This is a genomic window from Senimuribacter intestinalis (assembly GCF_943192965.1).
Classification (GTDB): domain Bacteria; phylum Bacillota; class Clostridia; order Peptostreptococcales; family Anaerovoracaceae; genus Senimuribacter; species Senimuribacter intestinalis.
The window spans coordinates 15,247-39,611 of record NZ_CALPCF010000018.1 but is presented as its reverse complement, the minus strand read 5'-3'; the positions used below and the strand labels follow the sequence as shown (position 1 = coordinate 39,611).

Annotated in this window: 23 protein-coding genes; 10 read left to right on the top strand and 13 right to left on the bottom strand. The window is 45.4% G+C overall.

Annotation, left to right across the window (positions count from 1 at the left end; translation table 11 throughout):
- Positions 1 to 353: 353 nt before the first annotated feature.
- From NFR88_RS13240 to NFR88_RS13220, 5 genes are all read left to right on the top strand, one after another.
- Positions 354 to 1,217 (top strand): tetratricopeptide repeat protein, encoded by an 864-nt coding sequence (locus tag NFR88_RS13240; RefSeq protein WP_251616636.1) that lies wholly within the window; start codon positions 354 to 356, stop codon positions 1,215 to 1,217.
- On the top strand, positions 1,214 to 2,173 hold the full coding sequence (locus NFR88_RS13235; protein ID WP_251616633.1) for a DUF4037 domain-containing protein: 960 nt from the start codon (positions 1,214 to 1,216) through the stop codon (positions 2,171 to 2,173). The genes NFR88_RS13240 and NFR88_RS13235 overlap by 4 nt, the downstream gene beginning before the upstream one ends.
- Before the next feature lie 23 nt (positions 2,174 to 2,196).
- Positions 2,197 to 2,814 (top strand): DUF4125 family protein, encoded by a 618-nt coding sequence (locus tag NFR88_RS13230; protein WP_251616630.1) that lies wholly within the window; start codon positions 2,197 to 2,199, stop codon positions 2,812 to 2,814.
- A gap of 66 nt (positions 2,815 to 2,880) precedes the next feature.
- Positions 2,881 to 3,366 (top strand): RNA polymerase sigma factor, encoded by a 486-nt coding sequence (locus tag NFR88_RS13225; RefSeq protein ID WP_251616627.1) that lies wholly within the window; start codon positions 2,881 to 2,883, stop codon positions 3,364 to 3,366.
- A 12-nt stretch (positions 3,367 to 3,378) separates the two neighbouring features.
- The gene (locus tag NFR88_RS13220; RefSeq protein WP_160203040.1) at positions 3,379 to 4,065 is read left to right on the top strand and encodes an anti-sigma factor family protein; all 687 of its coding nucleotides are present in this window, start codon (positions 3,379 to 3,381) and stop codon (positions 4,063 to 4,065) included.
- A 286-nt stretch (positions 4,066 to 4,351) separates the two neighbouring features.
- On the opposite strand, the gene NFR88_RS13215 is transcribed toward NFR88_RS13220, so the two are convergent.
- From NFR88_RS13215 to NFR88_RS13195, 5 genes are read right to left on the bottom strand one after another with little or no spacing between them, the layout of a single operon-like run.
- The gene (locus NFR88_RS13215) at positions 4,352 to 5,146 is read right to left on the bottom strand and encodes an SDR family oxidoreductase (RefSeq protein WP_251616625.1); all 795 of its coding nucleotides are present in this window, start codon (positions 5,144 to 5,146) and stop codon (positions 4,352 to 4,354) included.
- A 16-nt stretch (positions 5,147 to 5,162) separates the two neighbouring features.
- Entirely contained in the window at positions 5,163 to 6,065 is a 903-nt protein-coding gene (locus NFR88_RS13210; protein WP_251616624.1) for a fumarylacetoacetate hydrolase family protein, read from the bottom strand.
- Positions 6,066 to 6,075: 10 nt separating this feature from the next.
- A complete protein-coding gene (locus NFR88_RS13205) occupies positions 6,076 to 7,107 on the bottom strand; it encodes a Gfo/Idh/MocA family oxidoreductase (RefSeq protein ID WP_251616623.1) in 1,032 nt (343 codons plus the stop codon).
- 15 nt (positions 7,108 to 7,122) lie between these two features.
- Positions 7,123 to 8,100 (bottom strand): succinylglutamate desuccinylase/aspartoacylase family protein, encoded by a 978-nt coding sequence (locus NFR88_RS13200; protein ID WP_251616622.1) that lies wholly within the window; start codon positions 8,098 to 8,100, stop codon positions 7,123 to 7,125.
- 20 nt (positions 8,101 to 8,120) lie between these two features.
- Positions 8,121 to 9,311: a pyridoxal phosphate-dependent aminotransferase gene (locus NFR88_RS13195; RefSeq protein ID WP_251616621.1), complete on the bottom strand. Its 1,191-nt coding sequence runs from the start codon at positions 9,309 to 9,311 to the stop codon at positions 8,121 to 8,123.
- Between the two features lie 145 nt (positions 9,312 to 9,456).
- Here NFR88_RS13195 and NFR88_RS15105 point away from each other — a divergent pair, with 145 nt between their 5' ends.
- From NFR88_RS15105 to NFR88_RS13170, 5 genes are all read left to right on the top strand, one after another.
- Positions 9,457 to 11,274: a sigma-54 interaction domain-containing protein gene (locus tag NFR88_RS15105; protein WP_285813892.1), complete on the top strand. Its 1,818-nt coding sequence runs from the start codon at positions 9,457 to 9,459 to the stop codon at positions 11,272 to 11,274.
- A 134-nt stretch (positions 11,275 to 11,408) separates the two neighbouring features.
- A complete protein-coding gene (locus tag NFR88_RS13185; protein ID WP_251616620.1) occupies positions 11,409 to 12,914 on the top strand; it encodes a Na+/H+ antiporter NhaC family protein in 1,506 nt (501 codons plus the stop codon).
- A 94-nt stretch (positions 12,915 to 13,008) separates the two neighbouring features.
- On the top strand, positions 13,009 to 13,941 hold the full coding sequence (locus NFR88_RS13180) for a dimethylarginine dimethylaminohydrolase family protein (protein ID WP_251616619.1): 933 nt from the start codon (positions 13,009 to 13,011) through the stop codon (positions 13,939 to 13,941).
- Between the two features lie 21 nt (positions 13,942 to 13,962).
- The gene (locus tag NFR88_RS13175; RefSeq protein WP_251616617.1) at positions 13,963 to 14,892 is read left to right on the top strand and encodes a dimethylarginine dimethylaminohydrolase family protein; all 930 of its coding nucleotides are present in this window, start codon (positions 13,963 to 13,965) and stop codon (positions 14,890 to 14,892) included.
- Between the two features lie 3 nt (positions 14,893 to 14,895).
- On the top strand, positions 14,896 to 16,050 hold the full coding sequence (locus tag NFR88_RS13170) for an aminotransferase class I/II-fold pyridoxal phosphate-dependent enzyme (protein ID WP_251616614.1): 1,155 nt from the start codon (positions 14,896 to 14,898) through the stop codon (positions 16,048 to 16,050).
- Between the two features lie 131 nt (positions 16,051 to 16,181).
- On the opposite strand, the gene NFR88_RS13165 is transcribed toward NFR88_RS13170, so the two are convergent.
- The 8 genes from NFR88_RS13165 to NFR88_RS13135 form a co-directional block, all read right to left on the bottom strand.
- Positions 16,182 to 16,712, bottom strand: a complete 531-nt coding sequence (locus NFR88_RS13165; RefSeq protein WP_251616611.1) for a hypothetical protein — start codon at positions 16,710 to 16,712, stop codon at positions 16,182 to 16,184.
- Between the two features lie 38 nt (positions 16,713 to 16,750).
- Positions 16,751 to 16,834 carry a zinc-ribbon domain-containing protein gene (locus tag NFR88_RS15185; protein ID WP_371874475.1) on the bottom strand — a complete coding sequence of 28 codons (84 nt, stop codon included), beginning with the start codon at positions 16,832 to 16,834 and terminating at the stop codon, positions 16,751 to 16,753.
- 51 nt (positions 16,835 to 16,885) lie between these two features.
- A complete protein-coding gene (locus NFR88_RS13160) occupies positions 16,886 to 18,178 on the bottom strand; it encodes an ATP-binding protein (RefSeq protein WP_251616609.1) in 1,293 nt (430 codons plus the stop codon).
- Between the two features lie 217 nt (positions 18,179 to 18,395).
- Positions 18,396 to 18,809 carry a hypothetical protein gene (locus tag NFR88_RS13155; RefSeq protein WP_160203052.1) on the bottom strand — a complete coding sequence of 138 codons (414 nt, stop codon included), beginning with the start codon at positions 18,807 to 18,809 and terminating at the stop codon, positions 18,396 to 18,398.
- Complete coding sequence (gene nhaC / locus NFR88_RS13150; protein ID WP_251616607.1) at positions 18,802 to 20,259, bottom strand: Na+/H+ antiporter NhaC; 1,458 nt, start codon at positions 20,257 to 20,259, stop codon at positions 18,802 to 18,804. The genes NFR88_RS13155 and nhaC overlap by 8 nt, the downstream gene beginning before the upstream one ends.
- Before the next feature lie 161 nt (positions 20,260 to 20,420).
- Positions 20,421 to 21,794 carry a sigma-54-dependent transcriptional regulator gene (locus tag NFR88_RS13145; RefSeq protein ID WP_251616605.1) on the bottom strand — a complete coding sequence of 458 codons (1,374 nt, stop codon included), beginning with the start codon at positions 21,792 to 21,794 and terminating at the stop codon, positions 20,421 to 20,423.
- A gap of 15 nt (positions 21,795 to 21,809) precedes the next feature.
- Positions 21,810 to 23,768: an ATP-binding protein gene (locus tag NFR88_RS13140; protein WP_251616603.1), complete on the bottom strand. Its 1,959-nt coding sequence runs from the start codon at positions 23,766 to 23,768 to the stop codon at positions 21,810 to 21,812.
- Between the two features lie 11 nt (positions 23,769 to 23,779).
- A complete protein-coding gene (locus tag NFR88_RS13135) occupies positions 23,780 to 24,259 on the bottom strand; it encodes a metallophosphoesterase family protein (protein WP_251616602.1) in 480 nt (159 codons plus the stop codon).
- Positions 24,260 to 24,365: the final 106 nt, after the last annotated feature.

Here is a 24,365-nt window from a genome sequence, read left to right as displayed (position 1 = left end):
TTAACCTAAATTGCGTAATTTCGAAAAAAGTGTATAAACGTTCTTGCAAGATATTAAACATAATCACAAAATATTGCATAATATGCAAGCTTTCATTGCAAAATCGGCTATAAAGCCCTGCCTGGATTCAAATTGAATCGTCTTTCCTAAGTGTTTTTATACATTTTTTTCACGTTTTCCAATTCTCGGTTAAGATTTACACTTTCACTTATACATTTTTCCCTAAAAAAATTAATATAAGTTAAAACATCATTATATACTTGCAAAACCCTCCACCCCGCCTATCCAAATCTTCCGGTTTCACCTATGGAATTTTGTGGTATACTATTAGGTACAATGGAAAGGAGTTTCTTATGGATATAAATCAGTTTTTTACAAAGCTTGATGCACTCTTTGCAAACAAGGAAATGCAGCAGGCAGAAATATATATGAAAGAGAGTTTGCAGAGTGCAGAAAGCACTGGCGATTTCGGCTCCGCCATCGCAATCTGCAGTGAGCTTGGCGGCTACTATCGCATGCTATCCCGCTACAATGAGGGAATCCTTCTTTACGAAAAGGCCCTCGGCTATTTGAAACAGCTGGGACTTTCCGGTAGTGAACACCACGCCACCACCCTGATGAATTATGCCACCACCTGCACGCTGACCGGCGAAAAGGAAAAAGCACTTTCCTTTTACCAGGAAGCCGCCGAAATTTTTACCGCAAAGGGTCTGACTGCAGACTACCGCATGGCGACTTTATACAACAACATCAGCTCTGTGTATCAGGATATTGAAGACTTTGAAAATGCGGAAAAATATCTGCGTCTTGCACTTTCCGTTTTAGAAAATATGACAGAAACCGAAGCTGAAGTTGCTATCACCTACACCAACTTGGCGCAGCTCTGTCTCGCCACAAAGCGTCTAAAAGATGCCGAAGAAAAAGTACAGCTGGCACTTGCGTCCTTTGAAAAAGCCGGCGGTGACAGCGATGTCCACTATGCCGCAGCGGTCAATGTTCTTGGCGAAATCTGCTATGCAAAGGGCGAATTTGCAGCAGCAATCGATCAGTTCAAAAAAGCGATGGAGCTTATGGCAAGAGATTTCGGCGATGATAACGCAAGCTATGCCGTCCTCGCAGACAATACTGCCCGCTGTTACACGCAGCTAGGCGATACAGACCTTGCAAAATCCTTCGCAGACAAAGCCGCCGCCATTTACGAAAGGATTGGAAAATGAACGGACTAGAGCTATCAAGAAAGTATTACGAAACCTATGGAAAAGAAATGATTGAAAGTGTAGAGCCGCCCCTCTTTGAGCGGATTTCCGCAGGACTTTGCGGCGAAGGCTCCCAGTGCATGGGTTTCGACGATACGATTTCTCAGGATCACGACTTTGCGCCGGGATTTTGCATCTGGCTCACAGAAGAAGACTTTGCCCGCTATGGACAAGCACTGCGGGAGGCTTATGAAAAGCTTCCCCACAGTTTCTGCGGCTTTTCAAGAGAAAATATCATCGCAGATGACAGACTGGGTGTGATGACAAGCAGCAGCTTTTATCAGCGTTTTACTGGAAGTCCTACTGGTCCCGAGAACAATCTAGATTGGCTCATGACCCCGGAAGCACAGCTTGCTGTCGCCACAAACGGTCAGCTTTTTCACAATAAGAACAGAGACTTTTCTATGGTGAGGGAGAGCCTTCTCGCTTTTTATCCAGAAGATGTTCGCCGCAAGAAAATTGCTGCTCGCGCCGCCATCATGTCGCAGGCAGGTCAATACAATCTTCTCCGCCTAATTAAGCGTCAGGATAAAGTGGCGGTAACCCTTGCCCTTGCCCGCTTTACAGAAGCGACTATCTCTATGGTGCATCTTTTGAACAAGCGGTATACACCATTTTATAAATGGGCATTTTTCAGCATGAAGACTTTGCCGAGGCTGGCAGACACTGTCGCACCGCTGCTTACAGCTCTTGCAGACATTCCTGCTCTGCTGAAAAAAGAGCCTACAGCAAAACTCCACGACACAGCCTTTAAGCTGACGGAAGAAATTTGCGCTGCAGTCGCAGCAGAGCTTCGCGCACAGGGACTTTCACAGGAAGAAGATAACTTCCTGCAGAGCCACCTTGCAAGTCTTATGGCAGGAATTAAGGACCCGCAGCTTGCCGCCATGCACCCCATGGCGGACTGCCCTAACTAATTATATAAGGAAGGAAATCTCACATGGAAAAAGATATCAAGCTCATCGAAGACATTATCGATTTAGAATGGAATATGTTTCAAAAGGTCGAAAACATCGGCGGCAGAGCAAGCTGTCAGGATGATTTTGAAACCTTTTATATCATGCGTCGCAGTCAGTACGAAAACTGGTCAGACGAAATGCTCACCCGCTACTATGCGTATGCCTGTTCCTGCGAAGCTGACGGCAGAAATCTGGTGACCGAGAAGTACGGTCGTATGATGGAATACACCGATCTACACTACTACAACAAGTACGTTGCATCCCATATGCCTTTCGTGCCAGTAAAAAATTACCGTCTAATCAACGAAATCGTGGAAACCATGATCCAATGGGAAAAGGATTTTGCAAAGCAGTATCCGAAACTTTCCGGCGCAGGAAGACCTATTACCGCAGACGGCGACAGCACTGGCTTTACCTCTCAGGAAACCTATGCGAGAGGCGAACTTGCAACCTACCCGACCGATCTTTTGGAACTTTACGCCGCCTATCTGAAAGAATTGAAATCCCAAGGCAAATCTCTTGCTATCATGATTCAAAACTCCATGGTGCACCTCTACGGCTACGCGACAATTGATGAGGCTGAGGAAAGCCTGCGATAATAAATTTTAAAATTCCTGTAACGAAATTCGATCTTTTCCGATATATGGACAAAGAGAGGTGATAAAATGTTGGATATGGACGCCGCATACAAGGACTACGCCAACTACGTGTTCAAATTTTTGATGACACTTTGCATGGAAGAAAATACGGCGGAGGAGCTGACACAGGAAACCTTCTATCAGGCTGTGCGCGCAGCAAACAAATACGACGGTTCCTGCAAAATTTCCACCTGGCTTTGTCAAATCGCCAAGCACCTTTGGTATCAGGAGCTTGCACGGCGGCAGAGAAAATCAGCAGTGCCGCTGGCAGATTTAAGCGGTGAAGCCCTTGTGTCAGATGCACTTACGCTGGAACAGGCATTTTCTGTTAAAGACGAAAAAATGGCGCTGTTTCGCAAAGTGCATCTGCTTTCTGACATCGAAAAAGAAGTCGTTCTGCTCAGACTGACCGGCGCCTTTTCTTTTAAGGAAATCGGCGATATCGTCGAAAAAACAGAAAATTGGGCACGTGTCACCTTCTATCGCGCTAAGCAGAAAATATCGAAAGAATAAGAGGTAACAGGAATGAGAAACGAAATTATTTGCGAATTAACCAGAGATTTGCTTCCCAGCTATTTAGAGGGACTAACAAGTCCTGCCAGCAGCGAAGCCATCGAAAACCATCTAAAGACATGCCCTGCCTGCGCGCAAATTGCAGAAGATATGAAAGCTGCTGTTGAAATGCCCCAGCTGCCTTCGGAAAAAGAAAACGCCGCAGCAGATGCCGACCACGATATTAAGCCCTTTCTCAAACTGAGAAAGCGTACCCGCAGAGCGGTGGGAATTACAATCCTTACCCTGCTGCTGATTTTCGGCGGCGGCACTTACTATTTTGCCCACGGCTTTAGCCCTGACATCAATGATATCACCATTACTTGTGAAAAATTCGATGGTATGGTAGATATTACCTTTACATCAAAATCGCAGAATGTGATATTAAACAGCTATGTCGGCGGCTATCACCAGAATGCCGGTGAGGCAGAGGTCGATTATGTAGAGCTGGAAGCTTTCCACAAAAATCCATTTAAAAAAGTCCTCCGCAATAAGGCTTACTTTGGCTACACCTTCATCAACAAAGATACCATTTATGATTCCTTCGGCAACAAAACCCATATCACAGACCAAAGCTATTTTACGCTGAGTCTGAAAGATAAGGTAGTAAAAATCAACATTGCCGATTTATATCAGGGAAAGATAACATTTATGGAGTAGCAGTGGTTTACAGTCACTTGCATCGCCTTTTTCCCGTTGTGCATATAATCGAAAATTTTCTCTAAAATATGCACATCTCTTCAGAAATCCGTGCATATTTTCCATAATAATTCGCTATATATGCAGATTTTTGCCAAAAACAGGCGAGGTTTATAGGATAATCCCGAATAAACCTCGCCGTTTCTGCATATTTCAGTCGTTTTTCTTAAATTTATGCACGCCCGTGTGCATATTTTGAGAGTTATTTTAAAATTTATGCACACTAGCTCAGGCAGCCTTCCACTCGTTACAGCGCCTTTACCAGTCCGCCATCAACTAAGATAGTCTGCCCTGTGATATAGGTGTTTGCAGTAGATGACAGCAAGAATGCTGCCAGTTTGCCGTATTCTTCCGGTCTTCCGTACCTTCCCAGCGGAATGGTCTTCCAAGTGTTTTCCTGCAGCTGTTCTACGGAAATACCCTGTTTTTCTGCACGCATTTTGTCCAGCTGATCGATTCTTGCAGTGCCGATGCGTCCCGGTCCGATGACATTGACCAGAATGTTATATTTTCCAAGCTCCTGAGAAACAGTCTTGGACCAGCCTACTACACCGGCACGCATGGTGTTTGATAGCCCCAGATTGTCGAGAACTGCCTTCACAGAAGAAGATGTGGAGTTGACAATTCTTCCGCCACCGTTTTCCATCATAATCGGTGCAACCTCCCGCACTACTCTCTGATAAGAAAGCAGCGTCAAGTCAAAAGCTTTGTACCACGCTTCATCGTCAAAGGAATTAAGTGGTCCTGCCGGCGGTCCGCCTGCATTGTTGAACAGCGCATAGATCGGTCCGAATTTCTCACAGGTGGCAGCAACCAGTGCTTTGATATCCGCAAGGTGAGTCATATCGCCGCAGAAAAAGTCCACATTTTCATTTCCCGTTTCACTGATCAATTCCGCCTTAGCCTCCTGTAGCTGCTCCAAAAACGGGCTGAACAACATAACCTTTGCTCCCTCTGCCGCAAGTTCCCTTGCTACTGCCTTTCCAAGTCCTGAACTTGATGCCAGCACCAGAGTGCATTTATCTTTTAAACCTAAATCCATAGATATTCCCTCCTCATTATTTTTCTTTCTGCAATTTTAAATCCATGACCGGATTCACAAGCGGTTCCATGGCAAAGCCGTCCGGTCCAAAAATGCGGCACTCCAAGCTATCACCGTCCTGGATATGCACTGCTCTCGGTGTTCCCGTGGATAGAATATCACCCGGCAGCCACCCCTGCATATGAGAAATCAGCGAAACCAGTCTCGATGGACTGTGGGTCATGTTGTCCACTGTATTTGCCGCATGAATCTCTCCGTTATGCACCGTCTGCACTTCCAGGGCAGATACATCTTCCACTTCGTCCGGCGTAATCAAATGCGGACCAAAACTGAAAAAGGTGTCAAAGCCCTTAACAAGGGTCAGAAATCTCGGATTCTGACGCAAAATAGATTCCTCTGTCATATCCAGAATTGTAGTATAGCCGGCAATATAGTCCCGCCATTCATCTTCACCGATAAACTTGCACTTCTTTCCCATAATGATGCCCAGTTCCGCCTCTCCGGTGGTTTTCTGTGCCTCTTCCATGGCAGGAATGCAGATTTCATCTCCCGGCCCTACGATGCAAGAAGCCGGCTTGTAGAAACTCCCCGGAAAGCCCTTAGGCGCACCTTCACCTAAATCTCCGGCGTGATCCACATAGTTTAAGCCGATTCCAAAAATTCTCTGGGGATTTCTGTAAAGAGGTGCGTACTTCACTTCTGCAAAAGGTACACAGTTCATCTCTGCAAGCTTTTCTTTTCCGCCGTCATTGTACCAGACCGTCAAAGTTTCCAGCTGTCCGGTGCAGATTAAATCATACAGCAGAGTTTCCCAGGATGTGCCGCAGGCAGCATTGACTTCTTCTATGGGAACGATGCCCTTCTCCGTTACAATTCCTGCAAATTCCCCGCCTTTTATTTGAATAGTCGCTAAACGCATTTCTTGCCTCCTATCTGATAAACTGATATCCTCTGTGTATATTGACGATATCGCGCAAAATTGATGCTGCTGCCGGAATAACACCGCTGGCGCCTCCGATAATCGCAAGTTCCCCCAAAGTGTCTGAAACATAACGAACTGCTTTGTTCTTTCCCTCGACACTGTAAAGCAGATGTTCAGCCGGCAGTCTCTCAAGGCCTACAGACATGTGAAGCTGTCCGTCCTTTCTGACGGTTTTGCCGACCAACTTATATTTCAACCCCGCTGCCGCTGCACTTTCTATATCCGCTACAGAGAGAGCAGTAATTCCGCTTACCTTGATGTCAGCCAGCGTTTTGTCTTCGCCCATCAGCACGTTTGTCAAAATCAGGAGCTTTCCGGCAGTGTCCCAGCCTTCCACATCCAGAGTCGGATCGGTCTCGGCAATACCGTACTCCTGAGCAATTTTTAATGCCTTCTCATATTCACAGTGATGATCTTCCATATATTTTAGAATAAAGTTGGTCGTTCCGTTCAGCACGCCTTCAATGGAAGTAATACTGCTTCCCGCAAGGTCCATGACACCGGCGTTGACGGATGGAAGAGCGCCTCCTGTAGTGCAGCCGATTCCAAGCTGTACACCGCAGGCTTTTGCCAGTGCTGCCAGCTTATGATAAGCCAGCATGATCGGTCCCTTATCGGAGATCACCACGTGTTTTCCTGCTTTCAGCAGACTTTCCGCATAAGAAAGCCCTGGCTGTCCTGTCTCCTTATTGGTTGGCGTCATAATCACTGCCAGATCTACCGCAGGATCCGCTGCTATCTCAGCTGCAGTAATATCTGCACTTCCGCCGGAAAACTTGGTAATATCCTTTTCTCTTTCCGTAAAAACTTCCAAGGCAGCTAAATCAATTCCCTTTGCAGCATAGATGCCGCCATAATAATCGACGATATAGCTGACCGTAACAGAGAGCCCTTCCGCGTCCAGCATTTCTTTCTGCATATTCAAAAGTCGCACCAGTGCCTTTCCCACACCGCCATAACCAATGATTCCTATGTTCAAAATTCACGTCCTCCTTTAAATTACACCGATTGCCATGAGATTGTCACCCTCACATGCAGCAAAAGTAGACATTACCCATAAAATCACTGCGTCTTCTTCTGCATAAAACTCTCTGTAAACTTCATCTCCATGGTAGTCTGTCAAAACTGCCAGCAACTGGCCTTTTTTCACTTTTTCACCCGGGGTTACGCGGCAGTTATAAATACCGTTTTGCGAAGCTTTTAGACGGTAAAATCTGGAAAGTTCCTTTTGGCGCGGATTTTTCGCCACACTGCCGCAAAGCATGCCGAGGTGTTTCATCACATTCTTTGCGCCTTCATAGTGGAGCATTTTCGTCTCCTCTTCGATGAGTCCGATTCCTCCGATCTCCGGCTGAATGCTCGGAATGCCCAGGTCGCTGACTGCGGCATAGAAATTTCCTCTGTCCGTTGCGCCTGCCCCATCCGTTTCCGTATAAGACACATAATCCAGCCCATATACCTTTGCCAGCGCCCGTGCTGTTTCTGTTACCTTTTCGTCTTTTTCATTGATGTGATAAAAGGCGTAAGGGTACAGCCACTCAATACTGTCGCCGCTGTGCATGTCGATGTGATAGTCTGCCTTTGCCGCAACCTGATGAACCAGTGTATAGCAAAGACGCTCGGTAATGGTACCTGCCGCATCGCCGGGAAACGTATCGTTGAGATTTTTTCCATCCAGTGGATTCACAAAAGGCACCTTCGCCTGAAAAGATGCGAAGTTGCACTGAGGCACGCCGATGATAGTGCCGGAAAGCTGGCTGGGCTCAATTTCATGATACAGCGCAAGGTTTGCGCCAATTCCCGGATATTCTGTGCCATGAACGCCCGAGGTAATGCAAAGCACTGGTCCGTCTTTTTCTCCGGCGATAACATAAAATGGAAAACTGGTTTCAGTCCCAGCTTCATCGCAAACCGGTATATCTTTTATCCATTTATCGCCTTTTTCAATTTCAAAATCTAATACCTTTAACATGGAATATCCTCCAACTCAGTTTATTTTTTTAACAGCTTTTCTGTCGCTTCCTTGATTTTGCCCATGGCTTTCTCGATGTTTTCATAAGAATTAGAAAAAGCGATACGAAGATAGCCTGTTCCATATTCGCCGAAGGCAGAGCCCGGAATCATGGCGACGCCGGCTTCATTCAGATAATAATCTGAAGCCTCTTCGTCCGTAATGCCAAGACCTTTAATATTCATAAAGCAGTAGAATGCACCCTTTGGGCAATTGCAGCTAAGACCTTCGATTTTATTGATGGACTCATAGACCAGTTTTCTTCTCCTATCAAACTGCACACGCATTTCCTCAATACATCCTTGCGGTCCTGCCAGGGCCGCTTCAGCTGCGTACTGTGATACAGAAGTAGCGCAGGTTACAGTATACTGCAGTACACGAATCATTGCGCTGATAAATTCGGCATTCTTGGAAGCCGCAAAACCGATTCTCCAGCCCGTCATCGCGTAAGCCTTGGATACACCGTTGATGATGATGGTTCTCTCCGCCATGCCAGGAAGAGATGCGATACTGGTGTGCGTACTTCCATCATATAACAATTTTTCATAAATTTCATCAGAAAGCACGATTAAATTGTTGTCTTTTGCAATCTTTGCAATTTTTTCCAGGCTTTCTATGCTGAGCACCGAGCCAGTAGGATTGTTCGGGGTGTTTACGATAATCATCTTGGTCTTTGGCGAAACTAGTTTTTCGATGTCCTCAATCTGCACGTTAAAATCATTTTCTTCTAACAGCGGATAGGACACTGTCTTTGCGCCGGCAAGTTCTGCACAGTAAAAATAGTGGAGCCAGGATGGATTGGGAACAAGCACCTCATCGCCCGGATCCAAAAGCCCTGTCATTGCAATGGAAACTGCCTGATTTGCACCGACTGTTACGATGATGTCGTCCATCGTCATATCAAGGCCGTTGTCTCTTTTGAATTTATCTGCTGCTGCCTGCCGCAGACCTTCCGTCCCATAATTGGATGTATAGTAGGTATACCCATCATCCAGCGCTTTCTTTGCTGCATCTTTGATAAATTCCGGCGTATCAAAATTCGGGCGCCCGATGCCCAGATTGATAATTTCTCTTCCTTCCTTTTCCAGCTTTCCTGCTGCTTCAAATACTTTTCTGATACCGGAAAACGGAATGGTGTCCATTTTCACACTCTGCTTCATTTTATTTGTCATGATTGACCTCCCTTGTTCTGAAAATTTCTCGTGATACCATATCCCTAACCGCAAGTTTTGTGCCAATCAAAAAATTTGACAAATTTTTGTGAACGAATATAATCATCTTAAACCAGGTACACGTAAAGCAGGAAGGAAATACGCTATGATAAATAAAAAGTACAGTTTTATTCAGGAAACCTGTGAAATCGTTTCTGAGCTTTTCAATGTGGTCATTACCACCATCGACACAGACTTTATCAGAACTACAGGCACTGGTCTGTACAAGGCAGAAATCGGAAGTAAAGTGGAAAACTCCAACGTATTCAAGAGTGTAATAGAGCAAAATCAGAAAATAGTAATCAGCAGTCCCGGCAAAGAACCTGCCTGCGCCGACTGCGAGAATAAGAATAACTGTAAAGAAAAGGCAGCAGTTTATGCGCCCCTTCACGTCAACGGTGAGATTCGCGGCGCAATCGGCTTTATTGCCTTTACTGACGAACAGAAAAACAACGGTCTCTTCGGTCGCGATCTCTTCGTCAACTTCACCGAAAAACTCTCCGAACTGATTTCCAGCAGAATTGAGACCGTCGAATATGCTGATCAGCTCATGGTCAATCTCAACGAAACCCTTGCTATTTTGAACTCAGTTCATGATGGCGTCATCGCTGTAGATAACGACTCCATCATCTATCGAATCAACGAGTCTGCCACCAGAAACTTCGGCATTACAGAAAAACTCATCGGAAGCCATATCAGCTGTGTGCTGCCGGACCAAGTTATCGCCGATATTCAGAAGACGCCTTTCTATATCGACAATGAAGTCACCATTCGCAACGAGCAAGGCGAAGTCAATGTGCTGCTCACTGCCAAGCGAATCGAGGCAAGCGGCACTAAGCACGGCACCATTCTCAACATAAAAAGCTTTACAGAAGCTAGCAATATCGCCTCTAACATCCTACACAAATCCGACTATAAGGTGGAATTTAGCGATATTGTCGGTGAATCTAAAGCCATCTGTGAAGTCATCGATTTTTCTCATAAAATCGCCGGCAGCGACTCTACCGTCCTAATCCGCGGTGAAAGCGGCACCGGGAAAGAACTCTTTGCCAGAGCCATTCACAATCACAGCAGCAGAAAGGATGGACCTTTTGTTGCCATCAACTGCGGCGCTATCCCGGAAACGCTGCTGGAAAGCGAACTGTTCGGCTACGAAGACGGCGCTTTTACAGGTGCAAAAAAAGGCGGTAAAATCGGTAAATGTCAGCTGGCAAACGGCGGCACGCTCTTTCTCGACGAAGTTGGCGATATCCCGATTTTCCTGCAGGTAAAATTTCTGCGCATGCTGCAGGAACGCACCATTGAACGGGTCGGTGGGAACAAAAGCATTTCCATCAATGTGCGGGTAATCGCTGCAACAAACCGAAACCTGGAAACGATGATGGAGGATGGAGAATTTCGAAGTGATCTTTATTACAGACTCAACGTCATTCCGATTTTCATTCCGCCTCTGCGCGAGCGCAGCGAGGATATTTTGGTCATTTCCCGTCATTTTATGGAGAAATATTCAAGACACCTTCGCAAACATGTCTGCGATATGACCCCTCAGGCTGCGAAAATTCTGATGGATTACCACTGGCCGGGCAATATCAGAGAACTGGAAAATACCATTGAATGCGCACTCAATGTGGAAAGTCAAGAAATTCTCACCAGTTTCAGCATTCCGGCGAGAATTAAATCTCCGAAAAAGAATACTGATATCTATTCTGCTGAGCTGATTCAGGCAGAAGCTGCCGTGCTTGCGCAAACTGTGCCGTCTGCTGCTGCAAGACTCCGTGATACCAGACGAAAAACTGAAATTGACGAAGTCTTAAAAGCCCTCGATAAATACGGCTGGGATACCAAAGGCAAAAAACATGCAGCGACAAGTCTGGGTATCGGTATTGCTACCTTGTATCGCATTCTGAAAGATTATCAAAACTGATAAAAATTATCCTTTATGATAATTTTTATCACATATCCATCCGTCTTTTCTGCAAAATTCGCCCAAAAACTACATGGCATATTTTTTGCTCTATATGTGTGACGTAGATTAACATAGCAGAAAGGAGACTAACTATGGATTATGGTATTCTATCGTTATTTCCCATCGCGCTGACCATCGTCATCGCCATGTGGCTCAAAAACATTTCTATCGCACTATTTGCCGGCGCCTTTGCAGGGCTTCTGATCGTGTGCAGCGGAAATCCATTTGACGCAATGATGTCTTACGTTGTCGATCATCTGGTTCCGAACATGACAGACTCCTATTGCGCAGAAGTACTGGTACTGCTGATTTTCATCGGCGGTTTTGTAAAACTGCTGGAGGTATCGGGCGGCGCTCACGCCTTTGCATCAAGCGTCACGAAGTTCGTAAACAGCCGCGCAAAAGCACAGATGGCTGGCTGGGTAGCTGGTATCATGGTATTTTTCTCCGATATCGGAAGCCCGATTATCGCAGGTCCGATCGTACAGCCTCTAACCGATAAGATGCAGGTTTCCAGAGAAAAGCTGGCGTGGATTCTTGACACCACTGCCTCCCCGCTTTCCATTCTGGTTCCTTTCCTCGGCTGGGGTGCTTACATCATGGGACTGATGGGTACAGAATTTCAGGCAGCAGGCTATGCCAGCACCGAATGGGACATGCTGCTGAAGGCCTGGCCTTTCCAGTTCTACGCACTGCTCTCTCTGCTGATGGTGCCGCTGATTGCTTTTACCAGAAAAGAGTTCGGACCAATGCACAGGGCTGAAATGCGTGCGCTTTCCGGTCAGGTTTCACCTGGCGGACAGGTTGCTGAAGCTGTTAAAATCGACACCGACGCAAAGCTGGAAAACAGTCGCCCAATCGTCATGATCATTCCTCTTGTAGTTATGATCGGCACTTTGTGCTTTATGCTCTGCCCGCAGGGTTTCCCGTTCAAGTCTGTTGACGGTGACGCACTTCGCGGCGCACTGATTGCAGGTTTCGTGTTCGGCTCTATCGCAAACATCATTTTAGTCGTTGCACTGAAAATCAAATCCTTTAAAAGCATTTGTCGGGATTACGTATTAGGGCTTGAAAGTATTGCCAGCGTATTTATCACCTTGCTTTTGGCATGGGTACTGAGCAGCGTAACAAAAACGATGGGCGGACCGGAATTTGTTGTAAATATGCTGCAGGATAGCGTACCAGCTTGGATTCTTCCAGTGATTATCTTCGTAGCCAGTGCTGTGATTTCCTTCTCCACCGGCTCTTCCTGGGGAACCTTCTCCATTATGATGACCATCGCCGTGCCTGCTGCTATGGCACTGAACGCACCAATGCACGTAGCGATTGCTTCCGTATTATCCGGCGGTCTCTTCGGCGACCACTGCTCACCGATTTCTGATACTACGATCTTATCCGCTAACGGCGCACGCTGTGATCTTTTGGCTCATGTCAAGACTCAACTTCCGTACGCACTCATGGTCGGCGGTGTATCAATCGTGACTTACGCAGTAGCAGGCATGACCGGCAGCGTGATCGCTCTGCCAGTTGGTATCGCCCTGCTGATCGTAACAGTACTTACGCTTTCCAAACTTTACGGAAAGAAAGTTGAAGCATAATTCTTGCACAGTTATGAAGCGAAGCCTCCTGCCTTCCCCCCAATGTAAAAGATACAGGAGGGCTTCGCCCTATTTTTCATCTTGGAGGTTTTGTATGGCATTTTTAGAACTCAGCAAAGATAAAAATCTGCGGCGTGATGAAACGCCTTTTTTAGATCAGCTCACCACTTACTGGGGCGACTTTGGTATTTGCTCCCAGGTTGCACCTTTAAAAAGCGTCATGCTCAGGCGCCCCGGTGCTGAAATCGATGACTTTTCTTGGGAGGAAGCCCGTTTCCGCGAAGGCATTGATCCCGATAAATTCAGACAGGCCCATCAAAGACTTGTGGATCTTTACCTAAGTCAGGGCGTGGAAGTCCACTTTCTTGAAGACCAGCGGCTTGACCGTCCTAACGCAGTCTACTGCCGAGATTTGATGTTTATGACGCCGGAAGGCGCTATTATTTGCAGACCGGCACTACCTTGCCGCCGCGGCGAAGAAGTCGCTATGGCAAAAGCACTTGCTGCTATTAACGTGCCAATTGTGAAAACCATTACCGGTACGGGGACCTTTGAAGGAGCAGACTGTCTCTGGGTAGACAGAAAGACAGCAATTCTGGCACGAAGCTCCCGCACCAACGAATCCGGCTATAATCAGGTTGCTCACGTACTCCGTGAACAAGGCGTGGAAACCATTCTGACAGTTCCAATTCCTTATACCAATGCGCACCTGGACGGTATCATGAATTTTGTCGATGTGGACAAGGTCATCATCAACACACGCCAAGTGTCTTACGATGTGGTAGAGTACCTGATGAACGCAGGCTATCATATCATCGACGCGCCGGATCAGGACGAAGCCAGATTTTCCCTGGGGCTGAACATCGTTGCACTGCGTCCCGGCGTCGTCATCCAGGCACAGGGAAATCCTAAAACTAAGGATGCGCTGGAGAAAAACGGCGTAGAAGTCATCAGTCTGGATTTCGACGAAGTGCTGAAGGGCTGGGGATCGGTTCACTGCTGTAGCGCGACTTTGGCAAGAGGTTAAGAAAAAAGGAGACTCACTTTTATGGAAAAGTTCAATACATTTTATGAAGATATGCCCACTGTCTGGGGCGACAATTTCAGTGTCACTTCCGAAATCGGAAAACTGCGCACCGTACTCGTTCATCGTCCGGGCAAAGAAATTGAAAACATCACAGATCCGTCTGCGATTTATTTCCGTGATTTTATCGATGTGGATAAAGCCCGCTGGGAACACGATCAGTTGGTACAGGTCTATCGCGATCACGGCATTACAGTCTACAATATCGACGAAACTGATCCAGGCTGCCCTAACGCCATGTACTGCCACGATTTAGTACTGGGCACACCGGAGGGCGTCATCGTAACAAGACCCGGAATTAAAATTCGCCACAACGAAGTAAAATATGCTGCGCAGGAAGTTTCTAAGCACGGCGTTCCCATCGTCAAAACCATCCATGGAAACGGAATCTTTGACGGCGCCTGCGCTACTTGGGTAGACCGAGAAACGGTCTTCGTAGGAACTGGAAGCCGCTGCAACAAAGAAGGACTGGCGCAGGTTGCAGACACCTTTCATCACATGGGCGTAAAAAATGTCATCACCCTCAGCATCGCCAGAAACCAAAACCACCTGGATGGCTTCCTATCCATCGTAGATACCAATGTTGCCGTAACATATCCATATATCACACCGGATATCATCTATGAAGAGCTGGAAAAGCGGGGATTTGAATTTGTAGAAATTCCGACTTTTGAAGAAAAGATTAATTTTGCCGCAAACTCCGTCGCACTGGAGCCGGGCAAGATTATCATGCCAAAGGGATCTCCGCGCACTGTGGAACTTTTGAACAAGAAAGGTATCGAAGTCATCGAGCTGGACCTTGACGAAATCAAAAAAGGCGGCGGCTCCGTTCATTGCCTGACCGCATTTTTAAAACGCGATGATATCCCTGTTTATCCCGTTTGTGAGGACTAAGTCATGTTAATCGGAGGATTTTACAGCGTTGACGGTGCGCTGCTTATGGAGCGCCCGAAAAACAATGATTTTGCACTGCGGCTGGACTGTTCGGCAAGCAAAAGTTCTCAATATACGCACAAGGTTTATACCAATAACGGACGTACTGCTTCGGTTTATGCCATGGAGCATTGCGCAGATAAAATGAAAGGAAAAAAAGTGCTTCTTCCCGACTATCTATGCCTTTCCATCATCAGCGCCGTCCGCTGGGAAGGACTTTCTTACGATTTCTATCGGGTCACAAAGGATCTGGAAATCGACCTTGCAGATCTGGAGTCTAAGCTGGACGAAACTGTCGGCATGATTTATGTAATTCACTACTTCAGCATGCCGCAGCCTTCGGATACCGTAAAATATCTCTGTCAGCTTGCAAAGGTGCACAATCTGCTAATTATGGAGGACATCACGCAGGCTCTCTTTTCTAAGACGTCGAAGGATTCGGCTTTTCGCCGCATGGGTTTTGGCGACTACATCGTCGGCAGCACTAGAAAATGGTTTCCAATGACCGACGGCGGCATTTGCGCCATTAGAAATGACGTGTTTGAAGATGCAAGCCGTGATTCAGTTCCAGCCCTTGCCAGCGCTTATGACGAAAGCGTATATAAAGAACTTTTGATTTCAGTCATGCGACCGCTGTATGCGTCGAATCCGGAGTTAGAAAAAGAATCTTATCTAGCTTGCGAAAAAGAAGCTAACGCCAGCCGCTATGTCAATTTGACCCCGAGGAAAATGACCGAGGAGTCGAAACAAATTTTCTTTGACACTGACGCGCAAGCACTCATGAGACGGCGTATCGAAAACTTCCGCTATCTCTATAGCAGACTTCTTCAAATTCCGGAACTTACCATGCTCAGCAGGGATATCGGTGAAGATGGTGACTGCGTTCCTTTTGGGCTGACTATTTTAGCTGATGACCGCAACGGACTTTATCAGCATCTGGTTCAGCACAATATTATCCCGGAAATTCAGTGGATTCTGCCAACGGAGTATTACACGCCGGGCGAGGACGCGCAGTATCTATCCGCACACAATCTGATGCTGCAGTGCGACCAAAGATACGGCATTCCCGAAATGAAACAGGTTGCAGATGCAATAGAAGATTATTTTCGACAGAAGTGATCAAAGCAGTTAAGTTCATTTACATAATACTTTCTTTCGAGACTTTTCCTCTTAGGAAAAGTACCCTTCCAGCAGCAAGGGTGCCGGCAGAATTACCGGCGCCCTTGTGTGTGTTGTCAATCAAAATGCAGTTATACGTCTGCCATTTTCTTTAAAATTTTCTGTTCCAAATCGTTATATTCTTCCGTAAACTCCATAATAGTTCTACCTTTAGGATTCGTTGCTAATAATCTATAATCAAAATAAAAATCATATAATGCCTTCAGGTCTTGATAAGCCTCCTCGTATTGTTCTGGTGGATGATTCAGCGTTTTCATCAAGCTCAAAGTTCCTGACATATTATTTCCAATTGATTCCATTCTTTTTACAAAATTTTTGTCTGCAAACAAATTTTCCAAAGCCTCATTAAAATCATCAGTTCCCTTTACATATTTATATGTATCTTTATTGCTCCAATCCCAAATAGCATTATACCATACATCATGAATCAATTCCGCTGCTTCTTCGCCCTCAACAAATTCATTCAACATGGTGTTGTATGCGTCCACCATATTAGAGTAGTATTCTGCCGATACGCGGCTATAATTTAATGCAAATCCTATCACTGCAATAATTACTACTGCAATCACCAAACTCTTTCTTTCCTCTTTTATTCGATTCAATGGTTAAATTTTCCGCTTTTTGTATCAAAGCATTTCCATTACCCAATACCTACAGGCTTGCCACACATTGGACAGAAAGCAGCTTCATCACTGAATACCGCACCACATTCCTTGCAATTCATCTTTTTGTTGTATCCTTTCTCAAAACATTCCTTCAATAATAAGGCAGACTTCTACAGCACCCTCTTCAGGTCAGCTGCCAAATACAGCGGTACATTGGTAATCATTCCATTTTTTAAATAGCCCATTTCCGAAAATCGAACCGCTGAAACTGGTTTTACCTCTGCTATATACTTTTTAAAGGTTGGTGCACTCTTATCTGCTCCACCTTTCACTTCGACAGGGATAATATTTTGACCATCCTGCAGCAGAAAGTCTATCTCTCCATAGCGTGTTCCATAATACCTAGGCGCCAGTTCATACTGTCCTTTCAGCTGCTGTAAAACAAAATTCTCCGTCAATGCACCCTTGAACTGATAATCTGACTTTAACAAAATGGCACTGTTATCTATCCCCGCCATGCATTTTAATAATCCCGTATCAAAGAGGTACAGCTTAAAACAGTCCAGCTTATCAAAAGCTGGTAAAGGGTGTTCCGCTTTCGAAACATTGTAGACCCGATTCAGCATCCCTGCCGATACCAGCCATTCTATCGCCTCCTCAAAGTCTCGTGCACGCCCACCAGTGCGGACTGCGCCATATATGAATTTTTCGTTTACTTTTGCAAGCTGCGATACAATACTCCGAAAAACCATCAGCAGTCGACCACTGTTTACTTTTCCATTATGTTTGGAAAAGTCATTCTCATATATCGCTAGTAGTTCCCTCTGTATTTTTTGAATCTGCTGCGGATCTTTACTATCAATCCATGATGATACGCATTCCGGCATTCCCCCAATAATCAAATAATAGTGATAGCTGTCGAGAAGTCTCTGGTGAAAAATCTCTTCAATGGGCTGCCCCTTTTCTATGGTCTGATAATAATGATACAGCGCCTCGTCCGTTGCCAATAAAAATTCCTCAAAATTCAGCGGCCCAAGTTCTAAGAGATTCACCTGCCCAACCGGATATGATTTCGGCTGCGCAAGCAAAGTTCCCAGCAGGCTTCCTGCCACAATCACATGGTACTCATTTGCATTTTCACGAAAATATTTAAGACTGTTTAGTGCCTGTGGACATTCCTGAATTTCATCAAGTATGATTAAACTTTCCCCCGGCACGACTCTTTCCCCAGAAATTAACGATAGCAATTCAATAATTCTTTGCGGATTCTTATTCTTCTCAAAGATAGACGAGAGTTCTTCCTCTTCATCAAAATTGAAGTAGACATAATTCCCGAAATATCTCCTTGCAAACTCTTTCATAATCCACGTCTTTCCAACCTGCCGTGCCCCTTTTAAAATCATCGGCTTTCTGGACTTGCTATTCTTCCATTCAATCATTTTCCGCATTATAAGTCGTTCCATGCTAAGCTCTCCTCCTATCTTTTATATATTATGCCACTTTTTACGCAGTCTATCAATCAATATTTTCACATTTTTACGCTATTCTTTAATAGTTATTACACATTTTTACCTAAATTCGTCGCAGTGCCACTTCCTATCACAATACGTCTCACTAATCCACGCACAAAAAACAGTGGCCTTCCTCGACCACTGTTTTTTCAATTTTATACTTTAAAAATCACTTCACATTTTCAATATGAATATCCGGTTTCACACTGCGAGCAAGTTCCAAAACCTGCTCCAGCTCCCTCTTTTGAAACACCAGTCTCCGCGACATGACATCTCTAAGAAAATGAAGCACCACGTAATTTGGATCCGCCACATATTCGATGTGAATATCTGTAATCTCTTCAAAAGACCACACAATTTTATGCTTGCGCAGGATAAAGTCATATGCCAGAACTACGCCCTCCTTGCTGACATAGGTTTCCTTTTGGAAAACCACCGCAAGAAGCAGCACCACACCGATAATTGCAGAATATTTGACTGTAGAATAGAAGCTGAACACAATCAGCCCTGCGCCAAATATGACTGCTGCAAACTTTGTGGATTTCCGCATTGTTCTGTCATCATATGCCTTGATTTTATCCATTGCGTTTTTCTGCCTTTCTCTTTGCTTTTAATTCCTTAATCTCTGCTCTGGATTTTCCATCATATTCCTTGTATTTGATACCAATGCCGAGATATGAAATTGTAATTGCCAGAACCGGATTAATCAGGTTCATAAATGCGTACGGCATAAATGCCCAGTTGGACACGCCTAAGGTTGCAGACTGATAAGCGCCGCAGCCATTCCATGGAATCATTGGTGACCAGAGAGTCGCACCATCTTCTGTGGTTCTTGACAGGAAGCTTCTGCTCAGTCCTCTTTCATCAAAGGCTTTCATGTACATTCTGCCAGGCACCAGAATTGCCAGATACTGGTCAGTCAACACAACATCACAGATAATACCGGTTACGATAGTGCACAGCACCAGACCGCCGACACTCTTTACTCTTCTTACAAGACCGCCCAGCAGTACTTCGATAAATCCGCATTTTTCCAGTACGCCGCCAAAGAACAAGGCGAACATGATCAAGGAAATCGTCCACATCATGGAGTCGATACCACCTCTGTTGAGCAGGCTGTCAGTCACTTCGTTGCCGGATTCAATGCTGAAACCGGTCTGCATACCACCAAACACTTCCGGGAAAGTCGCGCCCTGCGCAATCATTGCTACTGCGCCGCCGCAAACTGCAGCAAGAAGCAGCGACGGAATTGCCGGAATCCTCTTTACTGCACCGAAGATAACCACCAGTACTGGCAGCATAATCCAAGGAGACAGATAGAAGTTATCTGCGATAGCATTTTGAATATCCATCGCCAAAGAAGCGTCATAGCCGGATTCGTCGATAACGATAGCGCCCACGATGCCGTACAGCACCAGAGAAATCAAAAATGACGGAATTGTTGTTGTCATCATGGCAGCCACATGATCATACAAAGGCGTTTCCGCCCCTGCTGCCGCAACGTTAGTACTGTCAGACAACGGAGATAATTTATCCCCTGTGTATGCGCCGGAAATTACCATACCTGCTGCAAGAGCAGGGTTAATGCCAAGACCCATTGCAATACCCATCAGAGCCACGCCTACCGTACCGGATGCAGTCCAGGAAGACCCCGTTGCGAGTCCTACAATAGCAGTCAAAATCGCACCTACTACTAAAAATGCGCCCGGTGAAATAATTTCAAGACCATAGTAAACCATAGCCGGCATGGTGCCTGACCAAACCCAGGAACCGATCAACATACCAACGCACATGATAATCAGAAATGCTTCTACAGTTCTGCGAATGCTGTCATATGCGCCTGCTGCGATATCCTCCCAGCTGTAACCGCATTTTACTGCGATCAAGGACGCCACAACACAGGATGCTATAATTGGCATATGCGGATCCAAGCCCCATTTTACAGTACTTAAAATAATAATAACCATCATAAAAACGATTGGAACGAGTGCTTCCCAAACCTTAGGAAGCCTTGGGGTTCTTTTCTTACCCATAAAATTTCCTCCTTTAATTAGATATTTCAGGTATATTTAAGAGCAAGAACTGTGCCACAAACAAAAATCCCCATTTTTCAAGGAATTTCGCCGCTGCACCTGCTGTCATTTCCAGTGTAGTATGAAATTTATTTCCTGGTTCATAATTTTCATGATGAAATTTATTTCACAGTTTTCGGATTTATTCCATATTCGCCTAACTTATTCCAAAGCTGCCGCGAGGTAATCCCTAAGACCACAGCACATTTTGTCACATTGCCTTCTGTGCTTTTCAATGCCCTTTCTATATAGTACTTCTCAAAATCCGCTCTAGCCTCTTTCAAAGCTTTCTGTTCCCCCATAAATAATGGTTCCTTTGGAAGTTTTCCGCACAAAGGCTGCTGCAAATCGTCCATGGTAATTCTGCCGCCATCGCTTAACGCCACCATGCGCTCAATGATATTCTTCAGTTCCCGCACGTTGCCCGGATAGTCGTATCCCAGCAGCATAGACATGACCTGCCCGTCAATATGTTCGATTTTCTTCTTTTGTTCCGCTTCCGTCTTTCTGATAAAAAACTCTATAAGCCCCTCCAGATCCTCTTTTCTCTGACGAATAGGCGGAATAATTAAAGTCAAGGTGTTGATTCGGTAAAGCAGATCCTCCCTGAACTTACCTGCTGCAATTTCTTCTTCCAGGGATTTATTAGTAGCGCAGATCAGCCGCACGTCCAGATCGATTGACTTATTGCTCCCGATCCGTTCAATCTTTCTGCTCTCCAGTACTCTGAGCAGTTTTCCCTGCATGCCCAGAGGCAGATCTCCGATTTCATCCAAAAATAATGTGCCAAAGTTGGCTTCTTCAAATTTTCCGACTCGTTTCGCCACAGCGCCGGTAAAGCTGCCCTTCTCGTGCCCAAACAGCTCTGACTCAATGACACTTTCCGGCAGGCTTTGACAGTTGATCGGCACAAAAGGCTCCTTTCTTCGGCTCCCCTTGCTATGAATATAGTTGGCAAAAACTTCCTTTCCTACACCGGACTCTCCCAGTAAAAGCACATTGATATTGGTGTCTGCGGTCCTGTCACAAAGTTCCAGAAGCCGCAAATACTGCGGATTCTTGGACTCCAGGAATACGTTTTCTTCGTATTGGTTCCGAAGGAGAATATCGCTCTTTTCCGCCAGGCGCTTCAGCTTCGCCAGCCGCTCTACCTTCATAATCAGTTCCTCCAGATCGCTGCTCTTGACAAAATAGTCCTTTGCGCCGTATTTGATAGAATCCACCGCACTTTCAATGGATCCATAAGCCGTCATGACGATAATATCGATGTCCTCGTTTTCAGCGGTCAAGGTACGAATCAGCTCTTCCCCGGAAAGCTCCGGCATGCGCAAATCGGTAATCACCAGATTGACCTCATGATCCTTAAGATATGCCAACGCTTCTTTCCCGTTGGAACAGGTACTGGTCTGATATCCTTTCCGGCTTAAAATCATAGACACCACTTTCTGATATTCAAACTCATCATCAACAATTAAAATATTGTATCCTGTCTTCATATTCTTCCTCCTACTTTAAGCCATTTTAACGGGAATTTCTACATAAAACACAGAGCCTTCTCCCTGCACACTTTCTGCGCGAATCGCACCCCCCGCCTGCTCCAGCTGAGAATGCACCAGGTAAAGTCCAAGACCGGTTCCCCTCTCTTTGCTGGTATAAAACGGATTGAAAATTTCCGAAAGCCTTTCACTTTCGATACCGCATCCGTTGTCACGAAATACGATATTTACCGTCCTTTCCCAGATTGTGACACGAATCTCAATTTTTCGCTTGCGCTCTACCTCCGCGAGTGCGTCAATACTATTATTCAAAAGATTGATCATAGTAATCTTTAAAAGATCCTCATTAAGCAGCACCGGCTTCGCCTTTTCTCCATTCAAAGAAAATGTCACATCAATATCCTTGCTGTCCATCTGTTTCTTTTCCAGAATCAAAATGTTGCTGATCAGCTCACCGATATCCACTTCCTTATTATCCTCACCGGAAAGCCTGGAAAACTTCAGCAAGCTGTCGATGAGGCGATTGATCCGCTTGATGGAGTCATCAATAACCCGCACTGCATGAATGCCGTCCTCACCTTTTACAAAGTCCTGGATCAAGAACATATAGCTTTTTATCAGCCCCAGAGGATTTCGAATCTCGTGAGCAAGCCCTGCTGAAAGCTGCCCCACCGCAATCATCTTTTCCTCCTGAATGTTTCGTCGCTCATTGATATACCGCTGGGTCCACTCTTCCACAATGTAAAGTTTTTTATCCCCTTCGTTGAGATCCATGGTATTCTTCATATAGTAGTGTTCCTTCAGCTTGTAGACAGTCTCGTCCTCCTGCTGCAAATAAGGCATGACCCACTTGTTGGTATGAATATCGCTCTTCAAAAGTTCCCTCTTGCTGCAGCCTGCGATCCTGCAGATCTCATCGTTGACCTCCAAAATCGTTCCGCTGCCGGAAGCGATAATCAGCCCCCTGTCCAAAGTATCTATGATCAACCGCAGCTGTTCCTTGCTGTTGAACAGCTCTCTGGTCTTTTCCGTTACCTTCTTCGCTGTAGACAAATTCCATATGGTAAAAGCCGCACCGCATATGATAAAGAAAAAACCGATGTTATAGATCACATCTACTTCCGTCATGTCGGTAATCTCCGGCTCCATAGCACCAAACCATTTGCTCTGAGTCTTGGTAATGAGATTTTTCTTTTTCATGGAAAGTACCGCTTTATTAAAAGCGTTTAAAAGCCCTTCGTTATCTTTGTTCAATGCCACACAGATCTCTTTTCTGGAAAAAGAATACTTGAGGAATTTATAATACCGATTGCTGCGCTGCTGGTTAATCAGATAAGACAGCTTCGTCTCATCCCCTGCTACCGCTGCCACTCGATCATTTTCCAACATGTCCAGCGACTGCTGAAAGTCCTTTGCAAAGACCACGCTGACGCCTTTGGCGCCGTAAAGTTCCTCAATCCGCTCTGCAACATCTTCTTCTCCTTCTTCTACTGCAATTCTCACATCGGCAAGCTGATTAATATTATCAAAGCTCGAATTTTCCTTGACCAGTATCTTCCCGTGCATGATATACAGCGGCTCTGTAAAAAGAAAGTCCTCTGCCGGCAGCTGACTCTTATCCACAATGGCAGCCTGAATCGCCCCGGTTTCAAAATCCCGAGTCAAATCACTTTCCTGATTCAATTTGATATCCATGTCATTTTCCAGTTCCACAGAAAGCAGATTGATAAAATCGATAAAAATCCCGTCATTCTGCTGTTCCTCGTTGAGAAAGGAAATGGGCAGTCTATTGTACTGCACACCGCAAGTAATATGCGCCTTGCTGAAATACTCTTTTTGGGAAGGCGTCAGATCCATGCTGTATTTTGTATAGTCGATCCAGTCCATGTTATACCGGATCATCATATTGATCGATGCGCCCAGCCAAATGATCAGAACCGCTGCCGCCATAGTTAAAGAAATGCTTCTCTTCATTTAAATACCTATTATTTTATTGGGTTGTTATGCGAAATAGTAATCTTTTCTACGTTGATATCCTTTCCATCCACATCCATAATGGCAAAAGTAATCGCCTGATCGAAGCGCCGCTTGCCGCAGCTGCCCGGATTAAGCCAAAGTCTGCCATCTATCATATCCTGCGCATACTTGTGAGAATGTCCGTAAATCACCACATCAATTCCTGCCAGCGCCTCTGGCTTTCCCAGCACTTCTTTCTTATTGTGAATCAGGAAAAACTTACAGTCTTCGATTGTAAAAGTTAAGGATGCAGGCAAATGCTCCGCCCATTCCTTATCGTTATTGCCGCGCACTACATAAAGCGGCGCAATGCGCTCCAGTTCTTCTATAATCTCCGGCTTATTGATATCACCACCGTGGATAATCATGTCGCAGACAGAAAGCGCTGCGCAAACCTCCGGCCGCAAAAGTCCATGAGTATCCGAAATTACACCGACTTTAGTTGGCATATGAGTCTCCTTACTTGTACGTTCTTGTCTGGTATTATTATAATCAAAGGATGCAGTATCGTCAAATTTTATGATACCACAAAAATAAAAAAAGAGCCGTCAACAT